At 71.3% G+C, this 14,621-nt stretch carries 12 protein-coding genes; 9 read left to right on the forward strand and 3 right to left on the reverse strand.

All coding sequences use genetic code 11. From position 1 onward, the window contains the following. Positions 1 to 13: 13 nt before the first annotated feature. The 4 genes from QM720_RS09270 to QM720_RS09285 all read left to right on the forward strand — a co-directional run bounded on the left by QM720_RS09270 (position 14) and on the right by QM720_RS09285 (position 3,507). Positions 14 to 916 carry a F0F1 ATP synthase subunit gamma gene (locus QM720_RS09270; protein ID WP_415125836.1) on the forward strand — a complete coding sequence of 301 codons (903 nt, stop codon included), beginning with the start codon at positions 14 to 16 and terminating at the stop codon, positions 914 to 916. Between the two features lie 22 nt (positions 917 to 938). After that, the gene (gene atpD / locus QM720_RS09275) at positions 939 to 2,393 is read left to right on the forward strand and encodes a F0F1 ATP synthase subunit beta (RefSeq protein ID WP_415125838.1); all 1,455 of its coding nucleotides are present in this window, start codon (positions 939 to 941) and stop codon (positions 2,391 to 2,393) included. A gap of 1 nt (position 2,394) precedes the next feature. Then, positions 2,395 to 2,655: a F0F1 ATP synthase subunit epsilon gene (locus QM720_RS09280; protein ID WP_415125840.1), complete on the forward strand. Its 261-nt coding sequence runs from the start codon at positions 2,395 to 2,397 to the stop codon at positions 2,653 to 2,655. A 93-nt stretch (positions 2,656 to 2,748) separates the two neighbouring features. After that, positions 2,749 to 3,507: a YaaA family protein gene (locus QM720_RS09285; protein WP_415125842.1), complete on the forward strand. Its 759-nt coding sequence runs from the start codon at positions 2,749 to 2,751 to the stop codon at positions 3,505 to 3,507. Here the strand turns inward: QM720_RS09285 and QM720_RS09290 are convergent, their stop codons facing one another. After that, positions 3,508 to 4,032, reverse strand: a complete 525-nt coding sequence (locus QM720_RS09290; protein ID WP_415125844.1) for a DUF4870 domain-containing protein — start codon at positions 4,030 to 4,032, stop codon at positions 3,508 to 3,510. 260 nt (positions 4,033 to 4,292) lie between these two features. Here QM720_RS09290 and QM720_RS09295 point away from each other — a divergent pair, with 260 nt between their 5' ends. The 5 genes from QM720_RS09295 (at position 4,293) to QM720_RS09315 (ending at position 12,400) form a co-directional block, all read left to right on the forward strand. Beyond that, positions 4,293 to 6,026: an ABC transporter ATP-binding protein gene (locus QM720_RS09295; protein ID WP_415125846.1), complete on the forward strand. Its 1,734-nt coding sequence runs from the start codon at positions 4,293 to 4,295 to the stop codon at positions 6,024 to 6,026. After that, a complete protein-coding gene (locus QM720_RS09300) occupies positions 6,023 to 7,987 on the forward strand; it encodes an ABC transporter ATP-binding protein (RefSeq protein WP_415125848.1) in 1,965 nt (654 codons plus the stop codon). The genes QM720_RS09295 and QM720_RS09300 overlap by 4 nt, the downstream gene beginning before the upstream one ends. Positions 7,988 to 7,989: 2 nt before the next feature. Continuing rightward, positions 7,990 to 8,805: a PP2C family protein-serine/threonine phosphatase gene (locus QM720_RS09305; protein WP_415125850.1), complete on the forward strand. Its 816-nt coding sequence runs from the start codon at positions 7,990 to 7,992 to the stop codon at positions 8,803 to 8,805. Positions 8,806 to 8,872: 67 nt separating this feature from the next. Beyond that, positions 8,873 to 11,743 (forward strand): FtsK/SpoIIIE domain-containing protein, encoded by a 2,871-nt coding sequence (locus QM720_RS09310; RefSeq protein ID WP_415125852.1) that lies wholly within the window; start codon positions 8,873 to 8,875, stop codon positions 11,741 to 11,743. A 48-nt stretch (positions 11,744 to 11,791) separates the two neighbouring features. After that, the gene (locus QM720_RS09315) at positions 11,792 to 12,400 is read left to right on the forward strand and encodes a hypothetical protein (protein WP_415125854.1); all 609 of its coding nucleotides are present in this window, start codon (positions 11,792 to 11,794) and stop codon (positions 12,398 to 12,400) included. Between the two features lie 29 nt (positions 12,401 to 12,429). Here QM720_RS09315 and ald read toward each other — a convergent pair whose 3' ends face one another. Together ald and QM720_RS09325 are read right to left on the reverse strand one after the other, a co-directional pair. Further along, positions 12,430 to 13,551 carry an alanine dehydrogenase gene (gene ald / locus QM720_RS09320; RefSeq protein ID WP_415125856.1) on the reverse strand — a complete coding sequence of 374 codons (1,122 nt, stop codon included), beginning with the start codon at positions 13,549 to 13,551 and terminating at the stop codon, positions 12,430 to 12,432. 33 nt (positions 13,552 to 13,584) lie between these two features. Next, the gene (locus QM720_RS09325; protein WP_415125858.1) at positions 13,585 to 14,574 is read right to left on the reverse strand and encodes an asparaginase; all 990 of its coding nucleotides are present in this window, start codon (positions 14,572 to 14,574) and stop codon (positions 13,585 to 13,587) included. Positions 14,575 to 14,621 lie beyond the last annotated feature (47 nt).

The raw sequence follows: 14,621 nt of genomic DNA on the forward strand, positions 1-14,621 counted from the left end.
AGGACACATACCTATGGGCGCACAACTGCGGGTCTACAAGCAGAAGATCTCCTCTGCTCAGACGACCAAGAAGATCACGAAGGCGATGGAGCTCATCGCGGCTTCGCGCATTCAGAAGGCGATGGCGCGCGTGCGCGCGTCGTCGCCGTTCTCGAAGGCCGTGACGCGAGCCGTCTCCGGCGTGGCGACGCACTCGAACGTGCGGCACGCGCTGACGACGGAGCGTGAGACGATCCACCGCTCCGCGGTCGTCATCTTCGCCTCCGACCGCGGCCTTGCCGGCGCGTTCAACTCCCAGATCCTCCGCGAGGGTCTGGAGCTGGGCGAGTTGCTGCGCTCGCAGGGCAAAGCCGTACAGTACTACCTCGTCGGGCGCAAGGCGGTGGGCTTCTTCCAGTTCCGCCGTATGCCGTCGGCGGGGGAGTGGACGGGCGACACCGACTCGCCGCAGTTCCAGACGGCCGAGGAGATCACCGCGGCGCTGCTGGCGGCCTATGAAAAGGGCGGCGAGCAGGACGGCGGCGTCGACGAGATCCACCTCGTGTACAACCGCTTCGTCAGCATGATGACGCAGGAGCCCGAGACGGTGCGCCTGCTGCCGCTGGAGATCCTCGAGGCCGATCAGGTTCCGCCGCCGCACGAGGCGTTCCCGCTGTACCTGTTCGAGCCGAGCCCCGAGGCCGTGCTGGACGAGCTGCTGCCGGTCTACGTGCAAAGCCGCGTGTTCAATGCGCTGCTGCAGTCGGCGGCCGCCAAGCACGCCGCGACGCAGAAGGCCATGAAGAGCGCGAGCGACAACGCCGACAAGCTCATCACCGACTACACCCGCCTGCGCAACAACGCGCGCCAGGCCGAGATCACTCAGCAGATCGCCGAGATCGTCGGCGGCGCCGATGCTCTGGCATCGGGCAAGTAAAGACCACACGAAAGAGAAGACAATGACTGCCACCGCCACTGCCGACACGGCCGCGACGACGGTCACCGGCCGCGTCGCGCGCGTCACCGGACCGGTCGTCGACATCGAGTTCCCGCACGACTCGATCCCCGACATCTACAACGCGCTGAAGACGACGATCGCCATCGGCGACGAGAAGACCGAGATCACGCTCGAGGTCGCTCAGCACCTCGGCGACGACCTCGTGCGCGCCATCTCGCTCAAGCCCACCGACGGCATGGTCCGTGGCCAGGAGGTGCGCGACACCGGCGGTCCCATCACGGTGCCCGTCGGCGACGTCACCAAGGGCAAGGTGTTCAACGTCACCGGCGACGTCCTCAACGGCGAGCCGGGTGAGAAGATCGAGATCACCGAGCGCTGGGGCATCCACCGCGCGGCCCCGAACTTCGACCAGCTCGAGTCGAAGACGCAGATGTTCGAGACCGGCATCAAGGTCATCGACCTGCTGACCCCCTATGTGCAGGGCGGCAAGATCGGCCTGTTCGGCGGCGCGGGCGTGGGAAAGACCGTGCTCATCCAGGAGATGATCCAGCGCGTCGCGCAGGATCACGGTGGTGTGTCGGTGTTCGCCGGTGTCGGCGAGCGCACCCGTGAGGGCAATGACCTCATCCACGAGATGGAGGATGCCGGCGTCTTCGACAAGACGGCCCTCGTCTTCGGTCAGATGGACGAGCCGCCGGGGACGCGTCTGCGCGTGGCCCTGTCGGCCCTGACGATGGCGGAGTACTTCCGCGACGTGCAGAAGCAGGACGTGCTGCTGTTCATCGACAACATCTTCCGCTTCACGCAGGCCGGTTCCGAGGTCTCGACGCTGCTGGGCCGCATGCCCTCCGCGGTGGGCTACCAGCCGAACCTCGCCGATGAGATGGGCGTGCTCCAGGAGCGCATCACCTCGACGCGCGGTCACTCGATCACCTCGCTGCAGGCGATCTACGTGCCCGCCGACGACTACACCGACCCGGCGCCGGCGACGACGTTCGCGCACCTCGACGCGACGACCGAGCTTTCGCGTGAGATCGCGTCGAAGGGTCTGTACCCCGCCGTCGACCCGCTCGCCTCGACGAGCCGCATCCTCGACCCGCGCTACATCGGCGCCGACCACTACCGCGTGGCCACCGCCGTGAAGCAGATCCTGCAGAAGAACAAGGAACTGCAGGAGATCATCGCGATCCTCGGTGTCGACGAGCTCTCCGAGGAGGACAAGGTCGTCGTGGCGCGTGCCCGCCGCATCCAGCAGTTCCTCTCGCAGAACACCTACATGGCGAAGAAGTTCACCGGTGTCGAGGGCTCTACGGTGCCGATCAAGGAGACCATCGAGTCGTTCGACGCGATCGTGCGCGGCGACTACGACCACGTCGCCGAGCAGGCGTTCTTCAACGTCGGCGGCATCTCCGACGTCGAGGCCAAGTGGGCGCAGATCCAGAAGGAGAACAGCTGACATGGCGCTGACCGTCACCCTCGTCTCCGCCGAGGCGGAGGTCTGGACCGGCGAGGCGACCCTCGTCGTGGCCAAGACCGTCGAGGGCGAGATCGGCTTCATGACCGGCCACGAGCCCGTTCTGGCGATTCTCGCCGAGGGCCAGGTGCGCATCACCCGTGCCGACGGCACGAAGGTGATCGCGAAGGCCGACGACGGGTTCGTGTCGATGGAGGGCAACGAGCTGACGATCGTCGCCGGCCACGCCACCCTCGTCGCCTGACCTGATCCCTCCCGAGAAACCACTTCTCGCGCGAGAAACCACTTCTACGGTGGTTTCTCACGCGCGAAGTGGTTTCTCACTGTCTGGAGCGCCATGCTGATCCTGCTGCCGCCGTCGGAGACGAAACGCGTCGGCGGCGCCGGCGCGCCCCTCGCGCTCGACGGCCTCGCGCTGCCGCATCTGCGGCCACAGCGCGAGGCCGTGATCGACGCCCTCGTCGCGCTGTCCGCCGACGAGGACGAGGCGGCCCGCGTGCTGAAGCTGTCGGCCCGCCAGCGCGACGACATCGCGCACAACGCGGCGCTGCGCACGGCGGCCACCCTGCCCGCGGTCGACCGCTACACCGGCGTCCTGTTCGACGCGCTGGATGCCGGCACGCTCCCCGCGCCCGCCCGGCGCTGGCTCGGCGCGCACGCGCTGATCCACAGCGCGCCGTTCGGCCCGGTCTCGGCGCTCGATGCCGTCCCGGCGTACCGGCTCGCCGCCGGGACGTCGCTGCCGGGCCTGCCGCCGCTGCGGCGGCTGTGGGCCGATGCCGTGACGGCGGCGCTGGCGGCGGCCGGCCCGGGGTTCGTGCTCGATCTGCGCTCCGAGGCGTATGCGGCGCTCGGGCCGGTGCCGGCCGGCATCCGGTCGGCGTATCTGCGGGTCGTGACGCACGACTCCGGCGGCGCCGTGCGCGCCCTCAACCACTTCAACAAGCACGCCAAGGGCGCGTTCGTGCGCGCCCTGGCGCTGTCACGTCCGCGCGTGGCGACGGGCGCGGCGCTGCAGCGCTGGGCGGGCGGGCACGGCTGGACGCTCCGGCCCAGCGCCTCCGGCGCGGCCGGCGAGCTCGATCTCGTGGTGTGACTACGTGATGAAGCGGAAGTTGAGCGGGTAGCGGTAGCTGCCGCCGGCGTTGACCTTCATGCCGCCCATGATCGACCAGACGACGTTGAGGATCCACCAGGCGAGGGGAACCAGGCCGACGACCAGCGACAGCACCCAGAGGAAGCCGCCGATGATCGACGTCACGATCCACAGCGCGGTGTAGATGATCGTGAAGGTGATCTGCCAGTTGAGGGCTTCCTTCCCCTCCGTGTCGACGCGCGGACCGCGATCTTTGAACATCAGCCAGATCACCAGCGACGGGATGAACCCGACGATGCCGCCGATGTGCGCCCACATCGCCAGCTGCCGATCGGACTCGGCCGTCAGCGGCTGCGGGGCGGCCGCGGCGTACTGCGGCGGCTGCTGCGCGTACTGCGGCGGGGTGGCGTACTGCGGCGGGACGGCGGTCGGCGGCGCGGCGGCGGGAGGTGCGGGAGGCACCGGCGCTGCCGGGGGCTGAGGTGCGGCCGCGTCCTCGGGTTGCGGTGCATTCGGGTCGCTCATCGCGGGTGCCTTTCGTCTGGGTGCTGCGGGCGCGTGCGCGCTCTGTGCGCACGATGTCTGTGTGGACGGTGTCTGCGCGCACAGCGACAAAATACCGCCGCCGGGATCGCACGTGCAACGGTGCCGGGCGCTCGCGCGGCCCAGACCCCGGCGGCGTTCGCTGACAGCGCAGGATGCCGGTTGAGCGCACCGCTGCGGCAGGCGTAGCGTCGATCCGCGCCCTTCTTTCAGGGCGCCTCAAGGTCGCGGAAGGGGCACTCGTGCTCGGCAGAATCCTCGTGCGGTACCTCACGCCCGCCTGGCCGCTGCTGCTGGTGGTCGTGGTCTTCCAGCTCGGGCAGTCGATCGCCTCGCTGCTGCTGCCGCGGCTCAACGCCGACATCATCGACGACGGCGTCGTGACGGGCGACATCGCCGTCATCTGGCGCACCGGGGCCGTCATGCTCGGCGTGAGCCTGGCACAGGTCGTGTGCGCGCTGGTGGCGGTGTACTTCGGCTCGCGCCTGGCGATGGGCCTCGGGCGGACCCTCCGCAGCGACCTCTTCCACCGTGTGGTCGCCTTCTCGCAGCGCGAGCTGGGGCAGTTCGGCGCGCCGTCGCTGATCACGCGCAACACGAACGACGTGCAGCAGGTGCAGATGCTCGTGCAGATGTCGGCGACGGTCATGGTGTCGGCGCCCATGCTCGCCATCGGCGGCGTCATCATGGCGGTTCAGCAGGATCCGCAGCTGTCGTGGCTCGTGGCGGTGTCGGTGCCGGTGCTGCTTCTCATCGTCTCGCTGGTCGTCGTGCGGATGGTGCCGGCGTTCCGCAAGATGCAGGCGCGCATCGACCGGGTCAACCAGATTCTGCGCGAACAGCTCACCGGCATCCGGGTCGTCCGCGCGTTCGTGCGCGAGGAGCAGGAGCGCACGCGTTTCACCGGTGCCAGCGCAGACGTCAGGGAGACGGCGCTGCGGGCGGGCAACCTCATGGCGCTGATGTTCCCGGCCGTCATGCTCGTGATGAACGTCTCGTCGGTCGCCATCATCTGGTTCGGTGCGTTCCAGGTGCAAAACGGCGACGTGCAGATCGGCACCCTGTTCGCGTTCCTCAGCTACATGATGCAGATCCTCATGGGCGTCATGATGGCGACGTTCATGTTCGTCATGATCCCGCGCGCCGCAGTGTGCGCCGACCGCATCGGCGCCGTGCTCGACACCGAGCCGTCGGTGCAGGCGCCGGCGGCGGCCCAGACCGCCGAGCGGGCGGGTGGCCGCGTCGTGTTCCACAACGTCGAGTTCACCTACCCCGGTGCGCAAGAGCCCGTGCTGCGCGACATCGGCTTTCGCGCCGAGCCCGGCACGACGACGGCGATCATCGGCTCGACCGGCGCCGGCAAGTCGACGCTCGTCGGCCTCGTCGCGCGCCTGTTCGACGTCACCGGCGGCACCGTCACCGTCGACGGCGTGGATGTGCGCACGATGGACCCCGACGACCTGTGGGACCGGGTCGGGCTCGTCCCGCAGCGCGCGTTCCTGTTCGCCGGCACCGTCGCCTCGAACCTGCGCTACGGCGACGAGAACGCGACCGATGACGACCTGTGGCGCGCACTGGAACTCGCGCAGGCGAAGGACTTCGTGCAGGCGCTGCCGGGCGGGCTCGACGCGCCCATCGCGCAGGGCGGCGCGAACGTGTCCGGGGGCCAGCGCCAGCGCCTCGCGATCGCCCGGGCGCTCGCCAAGAACCCCGAGATCTACATCTTCGACGACTCGTTCTCGGCGCTGGATCTGCAGACGGATGCCGCCCTGCGCCACGCGCTGGACACCCACCTGCCCGAGGCGACCCGCATCGTCGTCGCGCAGCGGGTGTCGACCATCCAGAACGCCGACCAGATCGTCGTGCTCGATCACGGCCGGATGGTGGGGCGCGGCACGCACGCCGAGCTCATCCAGACCTGCGAGACGTACCGCGAGATCGTCGATTCGCAGCTCGCGGCGAAGGAGGCGTCATGAGCGGCCCCGGTCGTGGCGGTCCCGGGCCCATGCGCGGCATGGGCGGGCCTGCCCAGAAGGCGCAGAACTTCGGCCCGAGCGCGAAGCGCCTGCTCGGGACGCTCCGCCCCGACGCGGCGAAGCTCGTCATCGTGATCGTCCTCGGCATCCTGTCGGTCGGCCTGTCGGTGCTCGGCCCCAAGATCCTCGGCGAGGGCACCAACGTCGTCTTCGCGGGGTTCATCTCGCTGCAGGTGCCCGAAGGGGGCACGAAGCAGCAGGTGATCGATCAGCTCGTCGCGAGCGGCAACCAGCAGCAGGCCGACATGATCGCGGCGATGGACGTCACGCCCGGCGCCGGCATCGACTTCACGCACCTCGGCTGGATCATGATCGCGGTGCTGTCGGTGTACGTCTTCGCGTCGGTGTTCAACTGGCTGCAGGCGTTGCTGCTCAACGGCATCGTGCAACGCGCGATGCACCGGCTGCGCGTGCGGGTGGAGGACAAGGTCCACCGGCTGCCGCTGTCGTACTTCGACGGCGTGCAGCGCGGTGAGCTGCTCAGCCGCGTCACCAACGACGTCGACAACATCGGCCAGACGATGCAGCAGACGCTGTCGCAGGTGATCATGTCGCTGCTGACCGTGGTCGGCGTGCTCGTGATGATGTTCGTCATCTCGCCGCTGCTGGCGGCCATCGCGCTCGTGACGATCCCGCTGACGGTCGTCGTGACGATGCTCGTCGCGCGGCGCTCGCAGAAGCTGTTCGTCGCGCAGTGGAAGGCCACCGGCATCCTCAACGCCCGCGTGGAGGAGACGTTCTCGGGCCACGCGGTCGTCAAGGTGTTCGGTCACCAGCGTCGCGTCGAGGCCGACTTCGCCACCGAGAACGACGAGGTGTACCGGGCGAGCTTCGGCGCCCAGTTCCTCTCCGGCGTGATCATGCCGGCGATGGGCTTCATCGGCAACCTCGTCTACGTCGCGATCGCCGTCGCCGGCGGACTGCAGGTGGCGGCCGGGCTCCTGTCGATCGGCGACGTGCAGGCCTTCATCCAGTACTCGCGCCAGTTCACCCAGCCGCTGAGCCAGCTCGGCTCGATGGCGAACCTGTTGCAGTCGGGGGTCGCGAGCGCGGAGCGCGTGTTCGAGCTGCTCGACGAGCCCGAGCAGACTCCCGACGCCGACCCGGCGCTCACGGCGAAGGGCGACGCGGCGGAACTGTCGTTCGAGGAGGTCTCGTTCCGCTACGTCGCCGACAAGCCGCTCATCGACGCGCTGTCGCTGCGGGCACAACCGGGCAGCACCGTCGCGATCGTGGGCCCGACCGGCGCCGGTAAGACGACGCTCGTGAACCTCATCATGCGCTTCTACGACGTGGATGCCGGGACCATTTCCCTCGACGGCGTCGACACCCTGCGGATGGCGCGCGACGACCTGCGCTCGCGCACCGGCATGGTGCTGCAGGATACGTGGCTGTTCGCCGGCACGATCCGGGAGAACATCGCCTACGGGCGCACCGGCGCGACCGAGGAGGAGATCGTGGCGGCGGCGAAGGCCGCGTACGTCGACCGCTTCGTGCACGCGCTGCCCGACGGCTACGACACGATGCTCGACGACGAGGCGACGAACCTGTCGGTGGGCGAGCGACAGCTCGTCACGATCGCGCGCGCCTTCCTCGCCGATCCGCGCATCCTCATCCTCGACGAGGCGACCAGCTCGGTCGACACGCGCACCGAACTGCTCATCCAGCGCGCGATGTCCAGACTGCGCACCGACCGCACGTCGTTCGTCATCGCGCACCGGTTGTCGACGATCCGCGATGCCGACCTCATCCTCGTCATGGACAACGGCGCAATCGTCGAGCAGGGCTCGCACGAGCAGCTGCTCGCGGCGCGCGGCGCCTACCGGCGGCTGTACGACGCGCAATTCGAGGCACCGATGGGCGATGAATCGGCCCTGGGGGATGAGGCGACTAGAGTGTGAGCGTGCCCGAAGCCGCCACCCAGTCGCGCACCGTCCCTCTCGCCGACGGTTCGCTCGAGCTCCGTTGGTCGGAGGTGACGCATCGGGGCCGCCGGCGCGAGGTCAATCAAGACGCCATGCTGTCGCTGTATCCGCTGTTCGTCGTCGCCGACGGCATGGGCGGTCACATCGGCGGCGAGATCGCCAGCTCCCGCACCATCGAGCGGCTGCGCGCGATCGCCGACAAGGGCGAGGTCACCCCGAAGACGATCGAGAAGGCGCTCGCGCGTGCCGTCTCGGACATCGCGTCGAACCCCGGCGCCACCGACGACGGCACCGGGACGACGGTGACCGGCGTCTACCTCGACCTGTCGATGCCCGAGCCGACGTGGGTGACGCTCAATATCGGCGACTCGCGCGTCTACCTGTTCCGCGAGGGCGGGCTCGCCCAGGTGACGACCGACCACTCCGTCGTGCAGGAGCTGATCGCCGCGGGTCGGCTGACCCCGGAAGAGGCCGAAAGCCACCCCTACGGCAACGTCATCACGCGCGCCGTCGGACCCTCCGACGGCGTCACGCCCGATTACGTGCGCCTCGAGGTGCAGGACGGCGACCGCTTCGTGATCTGCAGCGACGGGCTCACGAAGGAGCTGACCGACTACGGCATCCTGCACTTCCTGCTGCAGCACGACGACCCCACCGAGGCGGCCGACGACATGCTGGAAGCCGCGCTGGAGAACGGCGGCCGCGACAACATCACGATCATCGTGCTCAACGCCACGCGCACGGGGGCGTTTGCCTCTGCCGGGACCGAAACCTCCTCCCCAGACGCGGACTGACGCGGATTCATCCACAGATTCCGGCAATCGCGCCCGACGGGATGCCGGACGCGCTTGACTGGCCCGCATGCGCAATCGTCCTGCAGCCGACCTCGACCCGGCCGAACTCGACCCGGCCGAGTGGGATTCCGGGGAGTTCGACGAGCCGCTGCGGATGCCGGCGGCGCCCGCCGCGACCCCGCGGCCGCCCGTGCCGATGCTCGCGGCGATCGTCCCGGTCGCCGGAGCGGTCGTCCTGTGGCAGCTGACGGGGTCGGTCTACGCCCTGTGGTTCGCCGCGCTCGGCCCGCTGCTGGCGGCGGCCGGCTTCATCGACGGGCTGCGCGGCGTGCGCCGCGCAGCCCGTCGCGCGCGGCGCGAGGCCGCGACGCAGCTGGAGGGTGTGGCGGCAGGGGTGGAACGGCACCACGCGGCCCAGCGACGTCGCGCGTGGGCGACCACGCCCGACGTCGCCGGCTACGACGCCGACCCGGCGGAGATCTGGCGGCGGGTGCCCGGGCGGGAGGAGGTCGTCGTCGTGGGGCGCGGCGTCGGCACGAGCACGGTGCGGCTGGAGGGCGAGCCGCACGACGAGCCGTCGCGCGACCTGCGCCGCCGCGCCCGCCGGCTCGACGACGTGCCGGTCACGGTGCCGCTGCACGCCGGCATCGCGGTCTGCGGTCCGCCCGCGCTGACGGCGCCCGTCGTGCGGGCGCTGGCCCTGCAGGTGTGCCTCGCGCATCCGCCCGGGGAGGTCCGCGTCACGCTCGGAGCCGGCGGGCCGGGTGTGCCCGCCTTGCCGCCCTTACCGCACCAGGATTCCACCCAGGGCGACGTGCTGTTCGTCGGCAGCGCGACCCATCCGCTCCCGGCCGAGGCCGACATCCCGATCGTGCAGGTCACCGGCACGGCGCCGCCGCCGCGCTGCGCGGCGGTGCTGACGGTCACCGCTGCCGGCACGGCGCGGCTCGACCACGCGGGCACCTCGCGCGAGGTGCGCACCGAGGCCGTGTCGACACAGCAGGCGCACGCGGCGGCAGCAGTGCTCTCCGCGCGCGCCGCGGCTCTCGGGCAGCGCCCCGACGACACCGTCGCGGCCGACGACCTCGCGCTGCCGGGCGCCGGGGTGCTCGCGGCATCCGTCGGGGTCAGCGGGGGCGAGACGGTCGTGCTCGACCTCGTCGCCGACGGCCCGCACGCCGTCGTGATCGGGGTGACCGGTTCGGGCAAGAGCGAGCTGCTGACCACCTGGGCCGTCGGCATGTGCCGCGGCCGCTCGGTCGACGAGGTCTCGTTGCTGCTGGTCGATTTCAAGGGCGGGCGCACGTTCGACCCGCTCCTGGTGCTGCCGCACGTCGTCGGCGTGCTCACCGATCTCGACGACGCGCAGGCGCTGCGCGCCGTCGAGAGCCTGCGCGCCGAGGTCCGCCACCGCGAACGGGTGCTCGCCGCGCACGGCGCACGCGAACTCGCCGAGGCGCCCGGAGTGCTGCCGCGCCTGGTCGTCGTGGTCGACGAGTACGCCGCTCTGGTGACCGCCCATCCCGGCCTGCACGAGCTGTTCGCCGACATCGCGGCGCGCGGGCGGGCGCTGGGCATGCACCTGATCCTCGCGTCGCAGCGGGCGGCGGGGTCGTTCCGCGACGCCGTGCTCGCCAACGCGCCGTTGCGCATCGCGTTTCGGGTGACCGATGCCGCCGACTCCCGTGCCGTGCTCGGTTCGGACGACGCCGCACAGTTGCCCGGCCATGCCGCCGCACGCGGGACGGCGCTGGTGCGGCGCGCCGCCGACGGCGGGGCACGCCGGATGCGGGTGGCGCTGTGCGCGCCCACGGCCATCGCGGCGGTCGCCCGCGCCGCCGAGGCCTGCGCCGCGGACACCCGCGCCGCAGAGACCGGCGCCGTCGAGACAGACGGCGCCGGGCCGCGGCGCGCTCGCGCGCCGTGGCTGCCCCCGCTGCCGCCCGTCGTGCCGCTGAGCGCCCTCGGCGCCCTCGGTGCCCCGGCCGCAGGGGGAGTGCTGCTCGGGCTCGTCGACGAGCCCGAGCAGCAGCGTCAGGTCGCACTCGAGCTGCCGGCCGGCGCCGCGGGCTTCGCCGTGATCGGCGGCGCGGGCAGCGGCCGCACGACGCTGCTGCGCGCCGTCGCGGCGCAGCGGCCGCACGTGTGGGTGCCCGGCGATGCCGAGGGCGCCTGGGACGCCGTCGCGGCGCTCGAGGACGCCCCCGCCGGCACGGCCGTGCTCGTCGACGACGCCGACGCCATCGCGGCGCGTCTTCCGGGCGACTACGCCGCGGAGTGGCTCGCGCGGCTGGAGCGCGCCGCGCGCGAAGCGCGGGGCCGGGGCACGCTGGTGGTCGTCTCCGCGGCGCGGGCGGCGGGGCCGCTCGCTCGCACGCTCGATCTGCTGGGTCACCGCGCCATTCTCGCCGTCGCCTCGCGGGCCGACCACGTCGCCGCCGGCGGGGAAGCCGCCGACCACGTGGCCGACACGCCGCCGGGTCGCGGTCGCTGGGGGCGCCGACCGGTGCAGTTCGCGCACGTGCCGGCCGTCGCCGCACCCGCGCCGGCCGCGCCGCGCCCGTGGCTGCCCGGCCGGACGACCGTGGCGCTGGTCCTCCCGCCCGGTCCGGCCGCCGGGCGGGTGCCGGCGGCGTGCCGGGCCGCCGGAGCGCACGTGATCGGCGTCGAGGAGGCGACGGCATCCCTCGCCCCGTCCGCGGCGCTGCCACCGGCGACCGTCGTGCACGGCACTCCGGAGGCCTGGCTCGCCGCGTGGCGGCTGCTCGCCGCAGCCCGCGGCGCGGCCGAGTTCGTCGTCGCCGCCGAGTGCGCACCCGAGTACCGGCAGGTCACCGGCCGCCGCGACCTGCCGCCGTACGCACGGCCGGGAGCCGGGCGAGGATGGCGCATCACCGCCGCGGGCGAGGTCGAGCGCGCGCTGCTGCCCGCAGCGTGAGCGGCAGATCGCCATGTCGCCCCCGCCAGCTCCCACGTGCTCCGGCCCATGACCGCGACGGGCGGAGCAGCTGCTGGCGGGGGAACAGTTCCACCGAAGCCGTCGAGGCGCGGAGGGTTCGGCGACCCGCCCGATCCGTCGGACAAGGAGGCCTCGGACGCATACTGGTGGGCGAGACAGAAGGGGCTATGCGCCGGCGACATCGACCATCTTCTGGAGCCGCACGAGATTCGGCTTTGGGAGGAAGTCTTCGATGCTGGCGGCAAGATCACGCTGATCGCAAGACCTGCGAAGGTGCTCATGCCGCATGGGAGATGGGAGAGGCTCGCATCGAACGATGCCACCCTCGCTTTCCCCGGTGTGCTCGTAAACGCGTCACCCGTCGAGGCGAAGTCGTTCGCATCGCCGAAGGCATCCAGGATCAAGGCCGAGATCGCCCGATCCGTGGGCATCGCCCAGAAGTGGGGCGTGACGAAGGACATCTTCCTCGTCTATTCGAGGCAGCACCCGATCACGGATAGCGTGCTGCGGCAAGTCGCGGACTACAACCTCACGCACCCGCTTGCATCCATCTCTCGCCTACTCATATGGCGGCAGGGCCAGCTTGTCGAGGTAGAGCTCCACCAAGGGACGAGGGCGCTTCGCCCAGGTACATAGACCCCGGGGTGTGCGCCCTCATGCCGATTCTAGCTCGCCGCCAGCGCCTCCGCCAAGGGTGGCGCGGGCAGGTCGTGCGCGGCGGCGACGCCGGGGTTGACGACGTGGCCGCCCGCCGTGTTCAGGCCGCCGGCCAGTGCCGGGTCGGACTGCAGCGCCGCGCGCCAGCCGGCCGAGGCGATCCGCCGCACGTACGGCATCGTCGCGTTGGTGAGGGCCGAGGTCGAGGTGTTCGGAACGGCGCCGGGCATGTTGGCGACGCAGTAGAAGACGCTGCCGTGCACCTCGAAGGTGGGGTCGGCGTGGGTGGTGGGGTGGGTGTCCTCGAAGCATCCGCCCTGGTCTACGGCGATGTCGACGAGCACCGAACCCGGTCGCATCCGCGCGACCATGTCGTTCGTGACGAGCTTGGGAGCCTTCGCGCCGGGGATGAGCACCGACCCGATCACGAGGTCAGAGGCGACGACGGCGCGGTCGAGATCGAGGGGATTGGATGCCGCCGTCTTCACGCGCCCCTGGAAGTGATCGTCGAGGAAGCGCAGGCGCTGGATGCTGGTGTCGAAGATCGTGACGTCGGCACCGAGCCCCGCCGCGATGTAGGCGGCGTTCGCGCCCGCGACGCCGCCGCCGATCACCGTGACGGTCGCCGGCCGCGTGCCGGGCACGCCCGACATCAGCAGCCCGAGGCCACCGGCCGAGCGCATCAGCGTCGCGGCGCCCACGGTCGGCGCAAGCCGCCCCGCGACCTCGCTCATCGGCGCGAGCAGCGGCAGGCCGCCCCCGGGCAGCTGCACGGTCTCGTAGGCGATCGCGGTGACCCGGTCGGCCAACAGCCGATCGGTCAGCGGACGGTCGGCCGCCAGGTGCAGGTACGTGAACAGCACGAGGTCGTCGCGGAAATAGCCGTACTCCGCGGCGATGGGCTCCTTGACCTTGAGCAGCAGCTCCGCGCGCGCCCACACCTCGGCGGCGTCGTCGAGCAGCGTGGCGCCGGCATCCGCGTATTCGGCATCGCTCATCGACGAACCGGCGCCCGCGCCGCGCTGCACGAAGACCTCGTGGCCCGCCGCGGCGAGGTCGTGGACGCCCGCCGGGGTGAGCGCGACGCGATACTCGTTGTTCTTGATCTCGGTGGGGACGCTGATGCGCATGCGGATCCTTTCTGCGCCTCTTGTGGAGGCGGGCTATCCGGTCGGCCGGATGAGGCCGACATCCTTGCCGCCGCCGGTCACGGTCAGCGGAAGCTCTGTCATCGCCTGGGCGACGTCCGCGGAGTCGAGGGCGCCGACGCGTTCCAGCAGCGCGAGGGCGATCGCGGTGGTCGCGCGGCCGCTGCCGTCGAGCACCTTCAGGGCGACGGCCGCCCCGTTCGGCGCCGACATGATCATGACGCCCTCGGCACCGCCCTTCGCGAACACCCCGAGGCGCTCGATCGCGATCGTGTCGGGCCGCCCCGGCCCGTCGATGGCCCACGGGTTCTCGCGCACGGCGCGCACGAGCGTGCCGGCGAGCCGGTGCAGCGCGAACGGGGAGCGTTCCGACGACGTGCCGATGCGGTGCGCGGCGCGTGCGAGGGCGGCGAGGCTCATGGCGTGCACCGGCGCCCCGCATCCGTCGACCGCGGTCGCGGCGACCTTTGCGCCGGTGAGGCGCTCGATCACCTCGCGGATGTGCACCTGCAGCGGATGCTGCGGGTCGAGGTAGGTGGCGATGTCCCAGCCGTTGGTGGTGCAGGCCAGCAGCATGGCGGCGTGCTTGCCCGAGCAGTTCATCCGGATGCGGGAGGGCTGCCCCAGCTCGCGCACCAGCTCGTCGCGGGTGGCGGCGTCGCCGGGCCATGATGCCGGGCACTGCAGCGCCGACTCGTCGAGGCCGGCGGCATCCAGGATGTCGCGGACGACCGCGACGTGCCGGTCGGTGCCGGCGTGGCTTGCCGTCGCCAGCGCCAGGCGCTCGCCGTCGAGGGGCGCGCCCGCGGTGAGGCAGCCCAGCGCCTGCAGGGGTTTCAGGCTGGAGCGCGGGAGGATCGGGGTCTCGATGTCGCCGAGGCGCAGCGCCACGGCGCCCTCGGGGTCGAGCACGACCGCGGCGCCGGCATGGCGCGATTCGACGAAGCCGCTGCGCACGACGACGGCCAGCTCCACTGCCCCCGTCACAGAGATGGTCTGTGCCACGTGCCCAGCCTATCGCCGCGACCGGCCGCCGCCGGGGAGTTGCTGAG

The organism is Microbacterium sp. (assembly GCF_047602155.1).
Lineage (GTDB): Bacteria > Actinomycetota > Actinomycetes > Actinomycetales > Microbacteriaceae > Microbacterium.

Bases quoted from the DNA above. Each gene is read 5' to 3' on its own strand.
- QM720_RS09285 (WP_415125842.1), top strand. From the start codon at position 2,749: ATGCTGATCCTGCTGCCGCCGTCGGAGACGAAACGCGTCGGCGGCGCC.
- ald (WP_415125856.1), bottom strand. From the start codon at position 13,551: ATGCGCATCAGCGTCCCCACCGAGATCAAGAACAACGAGTATCGCGTC.
- QM720_RS09310 (WP_415125852.1), top strand. From the start codon at position 8,873: ATGCGCAATCGTCCTGCAGCCGACCTCGACCCGGCCGAACTCGACCCG.
- atpD (WP_415125838.1), top strand. From the start codon at position 939: ATGACTGCCACCGCCACTGCCGACACGGCCGCGACGACGGTCACCGGC.
- QM720_RS09270 (WP_415125836.1), top strand. From the start codon at position 14: ATGGGCGCACAACTGCGGGTCTACAAGCAGAAGATCTCCTCTGCTCAG.
- QM720_RS09290 (WP_415125844.1), bottom strand. From the start codon at position 4,032: ATGAGCGACCCGAATGCACCGCAACCCGAGGACGCGGCCGCACCTCAG.
- QM720_RS09315 (WP_415125854.1), top strand. From the start codon at position 11,792: ATGACCGCGACGGGCGGAGCAGCTGCTGGCGGGGGAACAGTTCCACCG.
- QM720_RS09280 (WP_415125840.1), top strand. From the start codon at position 2,395: ATGGCGCTGACCGTCACCCTCGTCTCCGCCGAGGCGGAGGTCTGGACC.
- QM720_RS09300 (WP_415125848.1), top strand. From the start codon at position 6,023: ATGAGCGGCCCCGGTCGTGGCGGTCCCGGGCCCATGCGCGGCATGGGC.